The following is a 15,902-nucleotide window of genomic DNA, read 5'->3' on the forward strand; positions in this document are numbered from 1 at the left end:
GTCGATGCGGCTGTCTGTGCCGGATCAGGAGGCCAGGACCCGGGAGTCCTGCCAGCGGCGGACGTCCTGAGCGTCGAGTACCGCCCGGAGTACGGGCTGCTCGGAGGCCAGTTCCGCGTAGGCGTCGGCGGCCGTCAGCCCCTCCACCAGAGCCTGATCCAACTTTGCGCGCATGTGGTTGTCCCACTGGTACTGCAGTGCGGCCAGGACGCCGGCGGGGCCGCCGAAGAGCCTGTCGCACTCCGGGAGGCCGTAGAACAATCCGGGATTGGCCGGATCGGCGGCCGCGCGGGCGAGTACCTCGTGCAGGATTTCGGTACGAGCGTGCAGGTCCTTCCACGTCAACGCACCCACCTCCTCCGTCCAGGTGCCCGCGTCCTCACCACCGGGCACTGTGACCATCACGCTACGGTCACCGGCCCCTGGCGTCTTCGTGCCGCGGACGAGACTTCTGGTCCTACCGTGGTATGAGGGGCGATGCGTTCGCGGGACGATGTCGCGGGACCGTTCCTGCGGCTAGCCTTGCAGAATGGGTGTGATCGACGCCACCGGGCAGACGAGCGAGACCGGGCCGGCCGGTTCCGTCGCACCCTCGCGGGGTGTACTCGGGCGGATCCGGGCCCGCTGCCGCGACCTCGCCCAGGACCCGCTGGGCGCGATAGTCCGCCGGGTCGAGGAGATATCGTTCGACTATCCGCCGTCCGTGGTCGCCATCGCGGACCTGGCCATGGTCATCACGGCCGTCTCGGCCGCCGCGCTGCGTCACGCGTACTTCCCCTCGGTGCTGCCGTTCCTGGCGGTGGCGCTGCTCGTCCTGTGCTATCCCCTGTTCTTCTTCCTGGACGTCCAGCCCCGACCGGCCGTCTTCGGCCTCGCGAGCCTCACGGCCCAGGGCATATTCCTGATGCAACCCGTGTCACCGGACAGCTCGCCGCTGGTCCTGACGGTCATGGTGGGCATGATCGCCGCCATCGCTCCGAAACGGGTCAGCGCCTTCTGGGCTCTGGCGGCGATCGTCGAGATCTTCGTCTTCTACGCCGTGGGCAACGTCGACGACGGCATGCCCATGTACCTGTCGGCGGTCATCCTGGGCTGGATGGTCGGGCTGATGCTGCAGTACCAGCGCCGCTTCCTCTATCAGGAGCGGGAGAATCAGGAGATCCGGGAGGTCCGGGCGGCCGACGACGAGCGCCGCCGCATCGCCCGCGAGGTGCACGACGTGATCGCGCACTCGCTCAGCGTCACCCTGCTGCATCTGACGGCCGCGCGCCACTCGCTGGAGACCGACCGCGATGTCGACGAGGCGGTGGACGCGCTCACCGACGCCGAACGCCTCGGCCGCCAGGCCATGTCGGATATCCGTCGCACCGTCGGGCTGCTCGACACGCGCCCGGCCAGCACGTCGCCCGAACCCGGAGTCGACGACATCGCCGGGCTGGTCGACGATTTCGTCCGCGCGGGCCTGCCGGTCGACTACACGCTCATCGGCGACACCACCGGGTTGTCGCCGGCGACGGGCCTGGCGCTGTTCCGGATCACCCAGGAGTCGCTGGCCAATGTCGCCAAGCACGCGTCCGGTTCGGAGGTCGTCCTCGGTATCGCGGTGCGCGCCGACGAGGTGACAGTCACGGTAACCAACACGCTGCCCGGCTGGACGGTATTCCGCGGCCGCGGCATGGGCATCACCGGAATGCGCCAGCGCGCCACCGCACTCGGCGGCACGCTGACCGCGGGTCCGCAGCAGGACTCGTGGCACGTGCGGGCCCGCATCCCCGTCGCCGCCGGCAAGTCCGCGGGCACCGCGTGCCCGGCCGGGACCGACGTACCGCTGCGCATGGTGCGCGACGCCTTCACCTCGATCACCCGGAAACCGCAGGAGGGCATGTGATCTCGGGATCGGATACCGCCGCCGAGGCCGAGACCGTCGCGGTCCTCGTCGTCGACGACCAGGAGCTGGTGCGCGGCGGGCTGCGCCGCATCCTGCGCCGCCGCGACGGATTCGTGGTCAGCGAATGCTCCGACGGCGACGAGGTGCCCTCGGCGGTCTCGGCGCAGCGCCCCGACGTGGTCCTGATGGATCTGCGGATGAAGCGCATCGGCGGTATCGACGCCACCCGCCTGCTCCGCGCCCGCACCGATGCGCCGCCGGTGCTGGTGCTCACCACCTTCGACGACGACCAGCTGCTCTCCGATGCGCTCCGGGCGGGCGCGGCCGGATTCCTGCTGAAGGACTCTCCGGCGGAGGATCTCATCCGGGCCGTCCGCACGGTCGCCGCGGGCGGGTCCTGGCTGGATCCGTCGGTCACCGGGCGGGTGCTGTCGGCCTACCGGTCGGTACGCCCGGCGCCCTCCCGCGCCCAGAACCGGCTCGACGATCTGACGGCACGCGAATTCGAGGTGCTGCGCCTGATCGGCCGCGGCCATGTCAACGGGGAAATCGCCGACGAACTAGGTATCTCCGAGGTGACGGTAAAGAGCCACGTAGGGCATATTTTCGGGAAGCTGGGGTTACGCGATCGCGCGGCGGCTATCGTCTACGCGTTTGACCACGGCGTGGTCGCACCCGGAGAATCGGCAGTCTGAGGGGCAGGCACAACCCCGGTGATCACCGGGCACGGGTTTCGCACCCTGCCCAGGATGTGGAGGTTTCACCGGTGGACGCACCGCGGTCGCGGGTCGGCGCGAGATTCGGCCCGTACGAGCTGCGCTCGCTGCTGGGCAGAGGCGGCATGGGCGAGGTCTACGAGGCCTACGACACCAACAAGGAACGGGTTGTCGCGCTCAAACTCCTGTCCGAGGAGCTGGCGGACGATCCCGGCTACCGGGATCGCTTCCGCCGCGAATCGGAGGCCGCGGCGGGGCTCTCGCAGCCGCACGTCATTCCCATCCACGGGTGGGGCGAGGTCGACGGTGTTCTCTACCTCGATATGCGGCTGGTGCACGGGGACAACCTGCGTACGTTGCTGCGGCGTCACAGTCCCCTGGACCCGGATCGTTCGGTCGACCTCATCGAGCAGATCGCCGCGGCGCTCGATGCCGCGCATACCGCCGGTTTGGTGCATCGCGATGTCAAGCCCGCCAACATTCTCGTCACGCCCGCCGATTTCGCGTACCTGGCCGATTTCGGCATCGCGCGCAGCGAGAGCGACGCCAGCGTCACCCTCATCGGGGTGGGGGCCGGAAACTACACGTACATGGCTCCGGAACGATTCGACGTCGGCCCGGTGACCGCCCGTGCCGATATCTACTCGCTGGCCTGCGTACTGCACGAATGCCTCACGGGCACAACTCCGTTCCCGGTAGACGGCGTGAGCGCGCTGATCCGTGCCCATCTGTCGGATCCGCCGCCGCGGCCCAGCCTGCAGCGCTCGGACGTCCCGCCCGCCCTGGACGCGGTGATCGCGCACGCGATGGCGAAGGCCCCCGGGGATCGCTACGCGACGGCCGGAGAATTCGCCGGAGCCGCGCGCGCTGCCCTCGGCCTGTCGGTCGGATACGGCTACAGCCCGGCCGAATCCGGGACGATCGAGGCGGCGGACTACACCGACTACGGCGATGCCGACATGTTCGAGGAAGCGGAGCCGATCCGGTTCACCGAGGACACCGGCCAATTCGCCCTCGACCCCGCCGCCGAGGACGACTCCGACCGCACCCCCGTCGAAGCCGAGGTCTCGCCTCCCAAGACCCCGCCCCGCTTCCTGGTCGGGTCCAGCCCGGCTGCCGCAGGATCGGGCGCACAGGCGGCCGCAACCTCCGCCGCGCTGGGAGCGGCCGCCGCCGGATCGAAAACATCCGATACCGATTTCGGCCCGCAGACATCGGCCGCCGCCTCCCGCCAACGAACGCCTGAAGCCACCGGCGGCCCGCACGCTCCCGGTGCTGATCCGGACGCACAGGTTCCCGGCACCACTGTCCGCGCGCAGAGTCCTACCGCCGCATCCGCCCCCGCGACACCCGCCAGCGGTTTCGGCGCGCAGACCTCGAAGTTCGAGCCGCAGGCGCCCTCCGATTCCACCCCGATCATGGCGTTCGATCCCAACCGGACGGCGGCGGAGACGATGCGTGGCCGCCTGCTGGGCAGTTCCGACGCACCCCGGCCGGAATCCGGCGCGAGCCGTGCGCCTGCCGAGCCGACGACCGTCATGCGCGTGGGCGCTGGGGCTCCCCCGGCCGAATCCGGGCCCGGGGGAACAGGTCCCGAGTCCGCGGGGCCGGGGTCCGATCCGAATTCCTTCCAGCCCTTCGGTCCCGAAGGGCCCACCATTCCCGCTCGCTTCCCACCCCGCGGCCCCGCCTCGGAGCCGACGGGCGGCGACGACACCCCGCCCACCGGACAGCCCGTCTCCGCGACGCGGCCCGGTGCGGAGGCGCCGACCGGTCCGGTCCCGTCACCCGAGGATCCGGCCGCCGCGCGCGGTGGGCGCACGGAGAACGCCGCACCGAAGCCGGCCCGCGAATACACGACGACCGGTTCGCTGCGGATCATCCCGCCCGCCGACCCGGATGAGGAGCGTGACACCACCGGGCATCTCCCCGTGATCCGTCCCTCGGACCCGACAGTCGTGCGGCCGGACGAATTTCGTTTCGATCCGCCCGCGGAGGCACACCGCTCCCACGAACCTCATACGGAACTCCTCGCCCCCGGCCTCGTGAACGATCCGGAGCAAACCCGGAGCGACTACGCCGGACGGGAAGGCGCATACGGATACCCGGTCAGCAACGAGCCTGCCGACGCCGGATACGAGAAGCCCACCGGCTACGGAAAGTCCGGCGGCTACGCGACATCCGACCGCCACGGGGAGCCCAGCGGCTACGGAGAGTCCGACCACTACGCGGAATCCCGCGGGCACAGGGAATCTGACCCCCATGCAGAGCCCCGCGCGTACAGCGCATCCAGCGAGTACGAGGAGCCCCGCGCATACGGCGAACCCGACAGTTCCGCGGAAACCCACGCGTACAGCGCATCCAGCGAATACGAGGAGCCCCGCGCATACGGCGAACCCGACAGTTCCGCGGAAACCCACGCGTACAGCGCATCCAGCGAATACGAGCAGTCCCGCGGATACGGCGAACCAGACGGTGCCGCGGAAACCCACGCGTACAGCAGGTCCGATGGATACCAGGCCGGGTACAGGGGAGCCGATCGGTACGGAGAATCCCGCGAGTACGGGGATGATTCTGCTGCGGAGACCCGGGCGTACAGCGCATCCGACGGGTACGAAGAGTCCGATGGGTACGGACGGCCCCGCGCATACGACGACGTCCGGGGGTACAACAAGCCAAACGGCTACGACCAGCCCGGCGGATACGACGAGCCCACCGGATACGACGAACCCGGCGGGTACGACCAGCCCCGGGGTTACGGCGAGTACGAGGACTCCGACGAGTACGGGCGGGCACGCGGGTACGACGCCGACAGCGACGAATACGGCTACGCCTTCGGGGCGCCTGCCGAATACGACGCCGAGCCAACCGATTACGAGGAGCGCTCGCGCAAGCGGTCGATCGTCTGGCCGATCGTGCTCGGCGTCCTCGTGGTCGCGGTGGCGGCGGTGGCCATCACCCTGGGCTTGCATGTTCTGAGCAAACCCGTAGGCACCTCCCCGACGGTGGCGTCCGGCCCGCCGACGAACGGCGCGCCCGCGACGTCCGGCCCGCCCGCACGGTCCTCCGCATCGAGTACCGCGCCGACGACCACGCCCACCGGCATCCCGGCCGGCGCCACCGAATGCCAGGGCGCGACCGCGAGCCAGGGCAAATACGGCAAGGCCGCGACGGGCACCTCGGTGACCTCGTGCGCCTTCGCCGAGGCGGTGCGCGAGGCCTATGCGCAGGAGGCCGAAAGCGGTTCGAGCACACCGTCGTCCGTGGTCGCGGTGAGCCCGGTAACCGGACGCTCGTACACGATGAACTGCTCCGCGTCCGGTCGGATCGTCACCTGTACCGGTGGTGAGAACGCGGTGGTGTATGTCTACTGAGGTGAAGTGTGACCGGCGCAAGGGTTTTCGGTGGGGGCTCATCACGGCGACGATGACGGTGACGGTATCGGCCTGCACCGTCAGCGCCGGTACGCCCGTTCCCGCGGAGGACATCGTCCTACCGGCCGCCGCGGCTCCGACCGCGAATGCCGCGTTACCCCCGGACGACCGTGACCGGGGCGACAGCCTCGCCGTCCCCGGATCGCTGGCCACCGAATTCGCCGCGCTCCAAGCGGAATTGCCCGGCACCATGGGAATGGCGGTGATGCCGGTCGGCGGCGACCGCATCATCACGCTCGGCAACTGGACCACCGGCATCGCCTGGTCGACGATCAAGGTGCCACTGGCCCTGGCGGCGCTGCGCCAGGACCCGGACGGGCTGTTCGACACCGCGTCGGCGGCCATCACCGCCTCCGACAACGACGCGGCCCAACAGCTGTGGGACGCGCTCGGCGGCGGCGAGAAGGCCGCCGATGCCGTCGAGGCGATCCTGCGCGAAACCGGTGACACTACAACCGATGTCGCCGACCGGCACAATCCGGAGGCCCGCGAGACGGTCGACGATCCGCTGGCCTTCGGCTCCACCGTGTGGACGCTGGTCAATCAGGCCCGCTTCGCCAGCCGGCTGCCCTGCCTGCGCTACGCGGCGCGCGTGGTGAACCTGATGGGCGAGATCACCTCCAGCCAGGCATGGGGCCTGGGCGCCTTCGTCGGCGCCGAGTACAAGGGCGGCTGGGGACCCGACGACGAGACCGGCGCCTACCTGGTCCGCCAGTTCGGCCTCGTCCCCACCTGGTCGGGTCAGCTGGCGGTGGCCATTGCCGCACAACCCGATTCGGGCACGTTCGAGGACGCCACCGCGATGCTCGACAAGATGGCCGCCCTGCTCGCCAACCATGTCCATGAGCTGGGCGGAGGCGAATGCACCAAGTGAGGCCGACCCCGTCTCATATGCGACACCGCGAGTTACGCCATTTGACCACCGCGCCCCGACGGCACAGAATTCCTCGACTGACGGGTGGTACGGCCGCGAGCCACCCCAAGACGTGGGAGGTGAGCGGTTGGACGCACCATGCCGGCGGCCGGACGACCGATCCGGACCGGCCGCGAGGCGCTCACGGCCGCGCACCGAGGGAATGACCGCGCGCGGCCGCACGCGGATCCGGCGGCTGGCGGTGGCGCTGTGTGGCGCGCTGGTGCTGTCCGGTGCGGCCTGTTCCGCCGAGATCGACAGCGGTCCGATCACCACCGCCGCGCGGCCGGTCAACCCGACGATCGGCGCGATGATCGCGCTGCCCGGCACGCTGGCCGCCGACTTCAAGGATCTGCAACCGACGCTGGGCGGCCGCGCCGGACTGGCGATCATGCCCGTCGGCGGCGAGCGGATGACCACGCTGGGCGATTGGACCGCCGGTCCGGCCTGGTCGACGATGAAGGTGCCGCTGACGCTGGCCGTGCTGCGCGCGAACGGCAATGTCGGCACGTATCAGATGTCGGCGGCCATCACCGAGTCCGACAACACGGCGGCCGACGGCCTGTGGCAGTCGCTCGGCGCCCCGGACCGCGCGGCCCAGGCCGTCGAGGACGTGCTGAAGGAGGGCGGCGACAGCACCACCAAGGTGCCCGCGACCCGGAGCCGTTCGGACTATTCCGCCTTCGGGCAGGCCGACTGGTCGCTGGCCGATCAGGTGCGGTTCGCCTCGCGGCTGCCCTGTCTGGCCGACGCCGGCACCGTCGTGGACCTGATGGGCAAGGTGGTGTGGGGTCAGCAGTGGGGTGTCGGACGTCTCGAGGGTGCCGAGTACAAGGGCGGCTGGGGGCCGGATCCGAACGGGAACTACCTGGTCAGGCAGTTCGGGCTGGTCGACACGCCCACCGGGAAGATGGCGATCGCCCTTGCCGCACAGGCCAATTCGGGTGGTTTCGACGCCGGTACCCAGATCCTGAACAAATTGGCGGACCTGGTCGGCAAGCATCTCGCCGAGCTGCCCGCCGGGCAGTGTCCCGTCGGCGGCTGACCGGTCCGGCCGGTCACCGTTACTCAGGGTTCACGGGGTCGGGGCTGCGCACCCGGGCCGCGCCCGGCAAGATAGCGGGCATGCGCATCGGAGTCTTGACCGGAGGCGGGGACTGCCCAGGCTTGAACGCTGTCATCCGGGCGGTCGTTCGCACGGCGAACGGCCGCTACGGGGACGCGATCGTCGGCTTTCAGGACGGATGGCGCGGACTACTCGAGGATCGCAAGATACAGATCCAGAACGACGACCGCACCGATCGCCTGCTCACCAAGGGCGGCACGATGCTCGGCACCGCGCGCACCAATCCCGACGTGCTGCGCGCCGGGCTCGGCCAGGTCAAACGAACCCTCGACGACAACGGCATCGAGGCGCTCATCCCGATCGGCGGCGAGGGCACGCTGACGGCCGCCAGCTGGCTGGCCGACGAGGGCGTGCCGGTGGTCGGCGTGCCGAAGACGATCGATAACGACATCGACTGCACCGACACCACCTTCGGCCACGACACGGCCGTCACCATCGCCACCGACGCGATCGACCGGCTGCACACCACCGCCGAATCGCATCAGCGCGTCATGCTGGTGGAGGTGATGGGCCGGCACGCCGGGTGGATCGCCATGAATTCCGGTATCGCCTCCGGCGCGCACCTCACCCTCGTCCCCGAGGTGACGTTCGACGTGGACGAGGTGTGCACCATGATCAAACGTCGCTTCCAGCGCGGTGATTCGCATTTCATCTGCGTGGTGGCCGAGGGCGCCAAGCCCGTCGAGGGTTCGTTCCACCTGCGTGAGGGCGGTATCGACGAGTACGGGCACGAGCGGTTCACCGGTGTCGCCCATCAGCTGGGCGTGGAGATCGAGCGGCGCATCGGCAAGGAGGTGCGCACCACCGTGCTCGGGCACGTGCAACGCGGCGGCAAGCCGACCGCGTTCGACCGCGCGCTGGCGACCCGCTTCGGCGTGCACGCCACCGAGGCGGTGCACGACGGGCAGTTCGGGCAGATGGTGGCGCTGCAAGGCACCGAGATCGAGCTGGTCCCGCTCGCGGAGGCGACCAAACAGCTGAAGCTGGTGCCGGCCAACCGGTACGAAGAAGCGGCGGCGTTCTTCGGGTGACCCCCGACTATTCGGGATTGCTTATACCGACCACGCATAACCGGGAACCTGGATAGGCTTGGTCGGGTTGGTTCCCGTTCCGGCATCCCCGCGAAGAACGCTGGTAGTCACCATGATGCTTCTCTTCGACTGCACGGTCGACCCCGGTTCGCTGACCCCCGATCAGGCCCACGCGGCGATGCAGCTCCACATGTGCTGCACGGTGGAGGACTGCGAGGTCCGCAGGCGCGCACGGCAGATCCTCGTAGACGCCGGGCACATGGTGCTGGACGAGCGCGCCGCCCCCTGAACACCTCGCGCTCCCCGGGCTACCTCCCGCTGCGCCCTCGACCTTCCTCGCGCTGCCCCTGCGATTCCTCGTGCTACGCCCGGTGCGCCTCCGGGAGGCACCCAACTGCCCGGGACTACCTCAGCGGGAGGGTCTTCCACCACTCCGCGAAGGCGGGACCGGGGAGGCCGCGCTGCGCCGACGGCCAGTAGTCGTCGGTGCAGTACAGGAGGTAGTGCGCTCGGGTGGGGTCGTTCTCGAAGGAGGTCGTCGAGTAGTACGTGGTGCGGGGCTCGTTCTCCGCGGTGTTCCAGCGGTGGGTGGTGTAGGGGCTGCCGTCGTTCTGCTCCACGGCTTTTCGATTGGGGGGCAGGCGGGCCAGCACCGTGTGCACGTCGGCCGGAGACCCGTAGGCGAGCAGCGCGTAGTCCGGCTGGCCCGTCGCACCCGCCCAGCAATCCCAGGCCGCGACCCAGTTGCCGAGCGACGGCTGGCCCTCGTTGTGCTGCACCAGCGGGTTGCCCGCCTTCGTCGCGTAGCACGTCTTACCGCCGAAACCCGGGCCGTTGCCGGTGCCCTCGTCGCTCGCCAGTTCGGGGGCCAATGCCGGGAAGGCGGCGTGCATGGCCCGCAGATCCGCCACGGGGTCGGCGGCCCGCGCGGGCGTGGTGGTACCGAAACTCTCGTCGTCCGAATCGTCGTCGCTGTACGCCACCATCCCGATGACGACGGCCAGCACCGCCACCAGGAGCACCGTCCCGGCGATGAGCCAGCCCGCGAGACTCGACGAGCGTCGCGAGTACGACGCCGGCGGCGGGGAGTACGCGGCCGGTCCGGGCGGATGCGCCGCCGAATACGCCGGAGCGGCAGGCTGATGCGAAGCCGCCACCGCGGCGCCGCGCGGCTGCCCGGAAACGCCCGCGGGCACAGGCACCGGCTGCCCGGAGCCTCCCGGCGCACCAGCCATCGGAACGGGTGCGCCTCCAGGCGCACTACCCAGCGGAGCGGGCGCGCCTCCGGGTGATACCGGTGCGTTGCCCAGCCGTCCGGGGACACCAGGGGGCGCCGGCGCACTACCCAGCGGAGCGGGCGCACCGCCGGATGCGGGCCCGGCCCCCAACGGCGCTCCGGGAGTCGCGCCCACCGCGGCCGGATAACCGTGGCCGCCAAGAGGGTTGGCGGGCACCATCCCCGGAACCGCGGGCATCTGGCCGGTGGTCGGGCCGACGGGGCCGGAGAGCGCCTTGCGGGCGGCGGCGGCGAAGTCGGCGCAGGAGGGGAATCGGTCGGCCGGTCGCTTGGCCATCGCCCGGGCGATCACCAGATCCATGGCCGGTGACAGCCCGGGACGCCGCGCGCTGGCCGGTGGCACGGGCAGTTGGAGGTGGCCGTGGATCACCTCGGACGGGTCCTCGGAATCGAAGGGACCGGTGGCGGTCAGCAGCCAGTAGAGCGCGCAAGCCAGCGAGTACTGGTCCGATCCGTGGTCGAGTTCGGCGCCCATCATCTGCTCCGGCGAGGCGTATGCCAGTGTCGCCGTGAACATTCCGTCCTGCGTCAGATGCTGGGAGTCCTCCCGCAGCCGCGCGATGCCGAAATCGGTGAGGTAGACGCGTTCGCCCTTACCGCTCCCGGACCGGGCCAGCATGATGTTGGCCGGCTTCACGTCCCGGTGCAGGACACCGTTGCCGTGCGCGTAATCCAGTGCGGCGCCGACGCCCTCGATGATCTGCACCGCCCGCTCCGGCGGCAGGGTGTGCGGGTTCACGGTGGCCCCGTCCACGCCGTCGACGTACTGCATGCTGATCCACAGCAGATCGTCCTCGACGCCGCGGTCGTAGACGGCCACGATATTCGGATGGTCCAGCTGCGCGGCCAGATCCGCCTCGCGCTCGAACCGCGCGCGAATCTCGGCGTCGGCGAACAGCTCCCGGTTGAGTAGTTTCAGGGCCGTCTGGCGTTGCAGGCGCGGGTGTCGCGCGAGATAGACCGATCCCATCCCGCCCTGCCCGAGCAGGCGCTCGATGGAGAATCCGGCGAACACGTCACCGCTGCTGAACACCTGCGATCCTCCTTTCCGGCGAGGTCGAAGTCGGATCCTACCCGGCCGGTCAGCCCGGTGTGACCAGGCCGGATTCGTAGGCCAGCACCACCGCCTGGGCGCGATCGCGCAATTCCAGTTTGGAGAAGACCTTGGAGACATGGGTTTTCACGGTCTGCTCGGCGACGAACAGGGCCTCCGCGATCTCGGTGTTGGACATGCCCTTCGCGATGAGTTCGAGCACCTCACGCTCGCGTGGGGTGAGCGCGTCCAGGGCGGGCGCGGGGCGGGGGCGGGCCCGGCGGCGGGTGACGTCGGCGATCAGCCGTCGCGTCACCGTCGGCGCCAGCAGCGCCTGGCCGTCGGCCACGACTCGCACCGCGCGCACCAGCTCTTCGGCTGGGGCATCCTTGAGCAGGAATCCGCTGGCGCCCAGGCTCAGTGCCTCGTACACGTAGTCGTCGATGTCGAAGGTGGTGAGCATGAGCACCCGCACGGGCGGGTCGAAATGCGCGGCCAGGATGGCGCGGGCGGCGTCGAGGCCGTTCATCTCCGGCATGCGCACATCCATCAGCACGACGTCGGGGCGCAACCGCTTGGCCTCCTCGACGGCGAGTTTGCCGTTGGACGCGTCACCGATGACACTGATATCGGACTGGGCGGCGAGCAGGGCGCCGAAGCCCTGCCGCACCATCGCCTGATCGTCGGCGATCAACACGGTTATGGGCACGAGACGAGACCTCAGCTGAATCGGACGATCGAGAACGCGCCGGCGATCAGGCAGTACACCGCGAACGGTAGCAGCGTGCGGGTCTTGAAGAACCGCTCCAGGAACCGCACCGCCAGCCAGGCCGACACCCCGGCCACGATCGCGCCGACCAGGGCCTGCCCGTGGATTCCCGCCGCCTGCGGACCGGCGAGGTCGGGCAGTTTCAGCACACCGGCGGCCAGGATCACCGGTGTGGCGAGCAGGAAGGCGAACTTCGCGGTGTCCTCGTGGTCGAGACCGCGCAGCAGGCCGCCGACCATGGTCAGGCCGGACCGGCTGAATCCGGCCAGCAGCGCGCCGGATTGGGCGACGCCGACGCCGAGGGCGTCGCGCACGCTCAGCCCGGCCAGCCGCTCGGATTCGCGGCGGGTGCTCTCCGCGAGGGCGACGCTCCCGTGCGACTCCTCCTCGGCGAACCGGCGGCCGTAGTCGGCGAGGGTCGGTGCGTTGCGCCGGCGCAGGCCCTCGCCGACGATCAGCACCACGCCGTTCAGCGTCAGGAAGACGCTCGCGTAGATCGGGGTCGCGAAGAGGGTGCGCAGCGGATGCTCGAGCAGCAGGCCGAGGACGCCGACCGGGACGGTGGCGATCACGATCAGCCAGGCCAGCCGCTGCGTGGAGGTCTCGACGCGGCGGGTGCGCAACGTGGTGACGAATCCGATCGCCAGATCCCGCCAATCGCGCCAGTAGTACCCCAGGAGCGCCAGCGCGGTCGCCACGTGCAGCGCGACCACGAATGCCAGATACGGCGTACCCGAATCGGAATCGCCGTCGGTCACCAGTCGCGCCCAGCTGCCCCCGAGCCATGCCGGAACCAGCACCGAATGCCCGAGGCTCGAGATCGGGAACAGCTCGGTGACACCCTGTAACGCGCCGATGACGATCGCTTGAAGGTAGGTCAGCATCGCCACGAGTCTCGCACGAGCGGGCGGAAACCGCCGCACCTGCCGGCGTAGCGGGTGGCCGGGCCGGCGGTCAGGCGAATCGCGCGACCGAGAGCAGCCCCGCGACCAGGCAGTACATCGCGAACGGCAGCAGCGTGCGGGTCCGGAAGTATCGCTCCAGGAAGCGCACCGCCAGCCACGACGACACTCCGGACGCGAGGGCGCCGGCCAGGATCGGGCCACGGATGCCGACGGTCTCGGGCCCGGCCAGTTCGGGCATCTCCACGAGTCCGGCGCCGAGAATGACCGGGGTGGCGAGCAGGAACGCGAATTTGGCCGCGTGCTCGTGCCCGAGACCGCGATACAGACCGCCGACCATGGTGAGACCCGAGCGGCTGAATCCGGTCAGCAGCGCACCGGCCTGGGCCAGTCCGACGCCGACGGCGTCCCGCACGCCGAGCGCGGCGATCGGCCGGTCGGTCTGGCGGCGGGCCTCGACCTCCGCGGTGAGCACGCTGCCGCTCGCCTGTCGCCGCGCGAACCGGCGGCCGTAGTCGGCGAGGGTGGGCTCGGTGCGGCGGCGCAGGCCCTCGCCGACGATCAGCACCACGCCGTTGAGGGTCAGGAAGACGCTCGCGTAGATCGGCGCGGAGAACAGGAAGTGCAGCGGATGGTCGAGCAGCGGCCCGAGCACGGCGACCGGGATCGTGGCGATCACCAGCAGCCAGGCCATCCGCTGCGGCACGGTCTCGACGCGTCTGGTGCGCACGCTGGACACGAATCCGGTCGCGAGGACGTACCAGTCGCGCCGGTAGTAGGCCAGCAACGCCACGGCCGTCGCGACGTGCAGCGCGACCACGAACGCCAGATACGGTGCGGCCGAGGCGGTCTCCTCCGACAGCGCCATGGCCCGCCAGCTACCTCCCAGCCAGGACGCCACCAGTACCGAATGCCCGAGGCTCGAGATCGGGAACAACTCGGTGACACCCTGCACGGTCCCGATGACGGTCGCTTGAAAGTAGGTGAGCATCGCGAAGAGTGTGGCATGTCCAGATCGACACCGCCCCACCGGTATTCGCTTTCCACCAGCGGGCTCCCGGCCAAAAGCGTGCCGGGATAAGAGAGTTGGCACGCCGGGGTCGAGAGTTGGCACGCCGGGGTCAAGAGTTGGCACGCTGGGATCAAGAGTTGGCACGCCGGGTCGCGAGAGTTGGTCCTTCGGGGGACCGAGGCGTGCTTCAGGGGCTAGGCGGCGGACGTCAGGGCGCGTCGGTCGGCGAGCCTGCGCCCAGAACCTCTGCGGGGAAGGAGGCGAGGGCGGCTGTGGTGAAGGGGAGGTTTGCGTGGACCTCGAAGCCGCCGTCGGGGCGGCGGCCCGCGGTGAGGGCGCCGCCGATGGCGGCCGCGCGGGCCTGCATGCCCGCGATGCCGGTTCCGGGGGTGCCGGTGGTTGTGGTCGTGCCGGGGGCGTTGCCGATGACCGCCTCGACGGAGTCGGGGGCGACGGCGAGGGTGACGCGCACCGCGGCGCCGGGGGCGTGGCGGGAGGCGTTGGACAGCGACTCCTGCACGATCCGGTACAGCGCCAGGCCCGCGGTGTCCGGAACGGCCGCCAGGTCGCCGTCGATCGTCCAGTCGATGGAGACGCCGGCCCGGCGAGCGCCGTCCAGCACGCCGAGGACGTCGACGGCGGCGGGCTGCGGGGCGTGCTCGGGCAGCTGGCCGTCGCTGCGCAGGACCCCGAGCATGCTGCGGATCTCGTTGAGCGCCTCGCGCGCGGAGGCCCCGATCGACTCGAATTCGGCCTGCGCCGCGGGCGATACGTCGGCGACCCGGTAGGGCGCGGTCTGCGCCTGCACCACCACCATCGACATGTGGTGGGCGACCACGTCGTGCAGGTCGCGGGCGATGCGGGCCTTCTCCTCCAGGATCGCGCGGCGCGCGCGCTCGAGTTCGTTCTGCTCCTCCTGCCGGACCAGCTGCTTGCGCGAGAGCGCCAGCCACCGCACCAGCAGGCCGAAGACCACCAGACCGGTCATGGCGATGGGCCACCCGAACGCCGCGGATTCGGCCACGCCGCCGCCGCGCTCCATCGTGGTGGCGAACAACAGCGACGAGAAGACCCACGCCAGCAGCACGATCTGCATCTGCGCCCGGATCGCCACCGCGAACAGCAGAGAGAAGAGGGTCAGAATGTGCACGACCTGGAACGGCAGGTCGTTACCCGGCTGATTGGGGATCGCCAGCGCGATCAGCAGCGCCGATCCCGCGGAGATGGCCCAGCCGAGGGCCGGGTTCACCCGGATCAGCGCGAACGGCAACACCGCCAGCCCGGCGATGAACGGCTGCGCGGCGACCGGAACCTGATGGGTCAGGTGCAGCGTCGGCCACCCGACCGCGAAGAGGGTCACGACGACCAGCGCGGTGAATCCGTCGAATGCCATCCGCATCCGCTCGCCGTCGCGCACCGTCCCAGTCACCTTGCGCGCCGTGCGCGCCATCCGAGCCATGACTACGACCCTAGAAATCCGCGCGACCTGCGTCGTCATACCTCTGGGTGAATTCGCACCCCCTACCCCGGTACGAGTCCCCCACCGCCCTACCCCACGGCTCCTGACGGCAAATCGATCCCCGGGGTGAGGACCGTCGGGGTGGGGGTTCATAACCTTGGCTGTCATGAGCGATGCAACGCAGGACCACCCATCCCGCGCCGAGTCGATCGCCGGCTCGTCCGTTGCGCGGGGTGCGGATGCACCGTCGGAGGGAATCGGGGCAGGTCGGAAGCCTGTCTCGGGGCCGGACGGTAGATCCGGACGGCTACGGCTGGCGGGC

At 70.2% G+C, this 15,902-nt stretch carries 13 protein-coding genes; 7 read left to right on the forward strand and 6 right to left on the reverse strand.

Going from position 1 to position 15,902, the window contains the following annotated elements:
• Positions 1–24 precede the first annotated feature (24 nt).
• Positions 25–402, reverse strand: coding sequence for a hypothetical protein (locus ON41_RS22640; RefSeq protein WP_246460848.1), 378 nt, complete (start codon positions 400–402; stop codon positions 25–27).
• A gap of 127 nt (positions 403–529) precedes the next feature.
• Here ON41_RS22640 and ON41_RS22645 point away from each other — a divergent pair, with 127 nt between their 5' ends.
• From ON41_RS22645 to ON41_RS42315, 7 genes are all read left to right on the forward strand, one after another.
• Complete coding sequence (locus ON41_RS22645; protein WP_051162182.1) at positions 530–1,888, forward strand: sensor histidine kinase; 1,359 nt, start codon at positions 530–532, stop codon at positions 1,886–1,888.
• Entirely contained in the window at positions 1,885–2,583 is a 699-nt protein-coding gene (locus tag ON41_RS22650; protein WP_051162184.1) for a response regulator, read from the forward strand. Before ON41_RS22645 ends, ON41_RS22650 begins: the two co-directional genes overlap by 4 nt.
• Before the next feature lie 71 nt (positions 2,584–2,654).
• Positions 2,655–5,978, forward strand: coding sequence for a serine/threonine-protein kinase (locus ON41_RS43835; protein ID WP_051162187.1), 3,324 nt, complete (start codon positions 2,655–2,657; stop codon positions 5,976–5,978).
• Positions 5,968–6,912: a serine hydrolase gene (locus ON41_RS22665; RefSeq protein WP_040749713.1), complete on the forward strand. Its 945-nt coding sequence runs from the start codon at positions 5,968–5,970 to the stop codon at positions 6,910–6,912. The genes ON41_RS43835 and ON41_RS22665 overlap by 11 nt, the downstream gene beginning before the upstream one ends.
• Before the next feature lie 202 nt (positions 6,913–7,114).
• Complete coding sequence (locus ON41_RS22670; protein ID WP_051162189.1) at positions 7,115–7,996, forward strand: serine hydrolase; 882 nt, start codon at positions 7,115–7,117, stop codon at positions 7,994–7,996.
• 80 nt (positions 7,997–8,076) lie between these two features.
• Positions 8,077–9,108 carry an ATP-dependent 6-phosphofructokinase gene (locus tag ON41_RS22675; protein ID WP_040749816.1) on the forward strand — a complete coding sequence of 344 codons (1,032 nt, stop codon included), beginning with the start codon at positions 8,077–8,079 and terminating at the stop codon, positions 9,106–9,108.
• Between the two features lie 112 nt (positions 9,109–9,220).
• Positions 9,221–9,397, forward strand: a complete 177-nt coding sequence (locus tag ON41_RS42315; RefSeq protein ID WP_169336504.1) for a hypothetical protein — start codon at positions 9,221–9,223, stop codon at positions 9,395–9,397.
• Positions 9,398–9,512: 115 nt separating this feature from the next.
• On the opposite strand, the gene ON41_RS39265 is transcribed toward ON41_RS42315, so the two are convergent.
• From ON41_RS39265 to ON41_RS22700, 5 genes are all read right to left on the reverse strand, one after another.
• Complete coding sequence (locus ON41_RS39265) at positions 9,513–11,438, reverse strand: serine/threonine-protein kinase (RefSeq protein WP_051162190.1); 1,926 nt, start codon at positions 11,436–11,438, stop codon at positions 9,513–9,515.
• 49 nt (positions 11,439–11,487) lie between these two features.
• Positions 11,488–12,147 carry a response regulator gene (locus ON41_RS22685; protein WP_040749714.1) on the reverse strand — a complete coding sequence of 220 codons (660 nt, stop codon included), beginning with the start codon at positions 12,145–12,147 and terminating at the stop codon, positions 11,488–11,490.
• 11 nt (positions 12,148–12,158) lie between these two features.
• Entirely contained in the window at positions 12,159–13,097 is a 939-nt protein-coding gene (locus ON41_RS22690) for an undecaprenyl-diphosphate phosphatase (protein ID WP_040749715.1), read from the reverse strand.
• Positions 13,098–13,161: 64 nt separating this feature from the next.
• On the reverse strand, positions 13,162–14,100 hold the full coding sequence (locus tag ON41_RS22695) for an undecaprenyl-diphosphate phosphatase (RefSeq protein ID WP_040749716.1): 939 nt from the start codon (positions 14,098–14,100) through the stop codon (positions 13,162–13,164).
• Between the two features lie 229 nt (positions 14,101–14,329).
• A complete protein-coding gene (locus ON41_RS22700) occupies positions 14,330–15,571 on the reverse strand; it encodes a sensor histidine kinase (protein WP_051162193.1) in 1,242 nt (413 codons plus the stop codon).
• Positions 15,572–15,902 lie beyond the last annotated feature (331 nt).

Source organism: Nocardia transvalensis NBRC 15921 (genome assembly GCF_000308875.1).
Taxonomy (GTDB): domain Bacteria; phylum Actinomycetota; class Actinomycetes; order Mycobacteriales; family Mycobacteriaceae; genus Nocardia; species Nocardia transvalensis.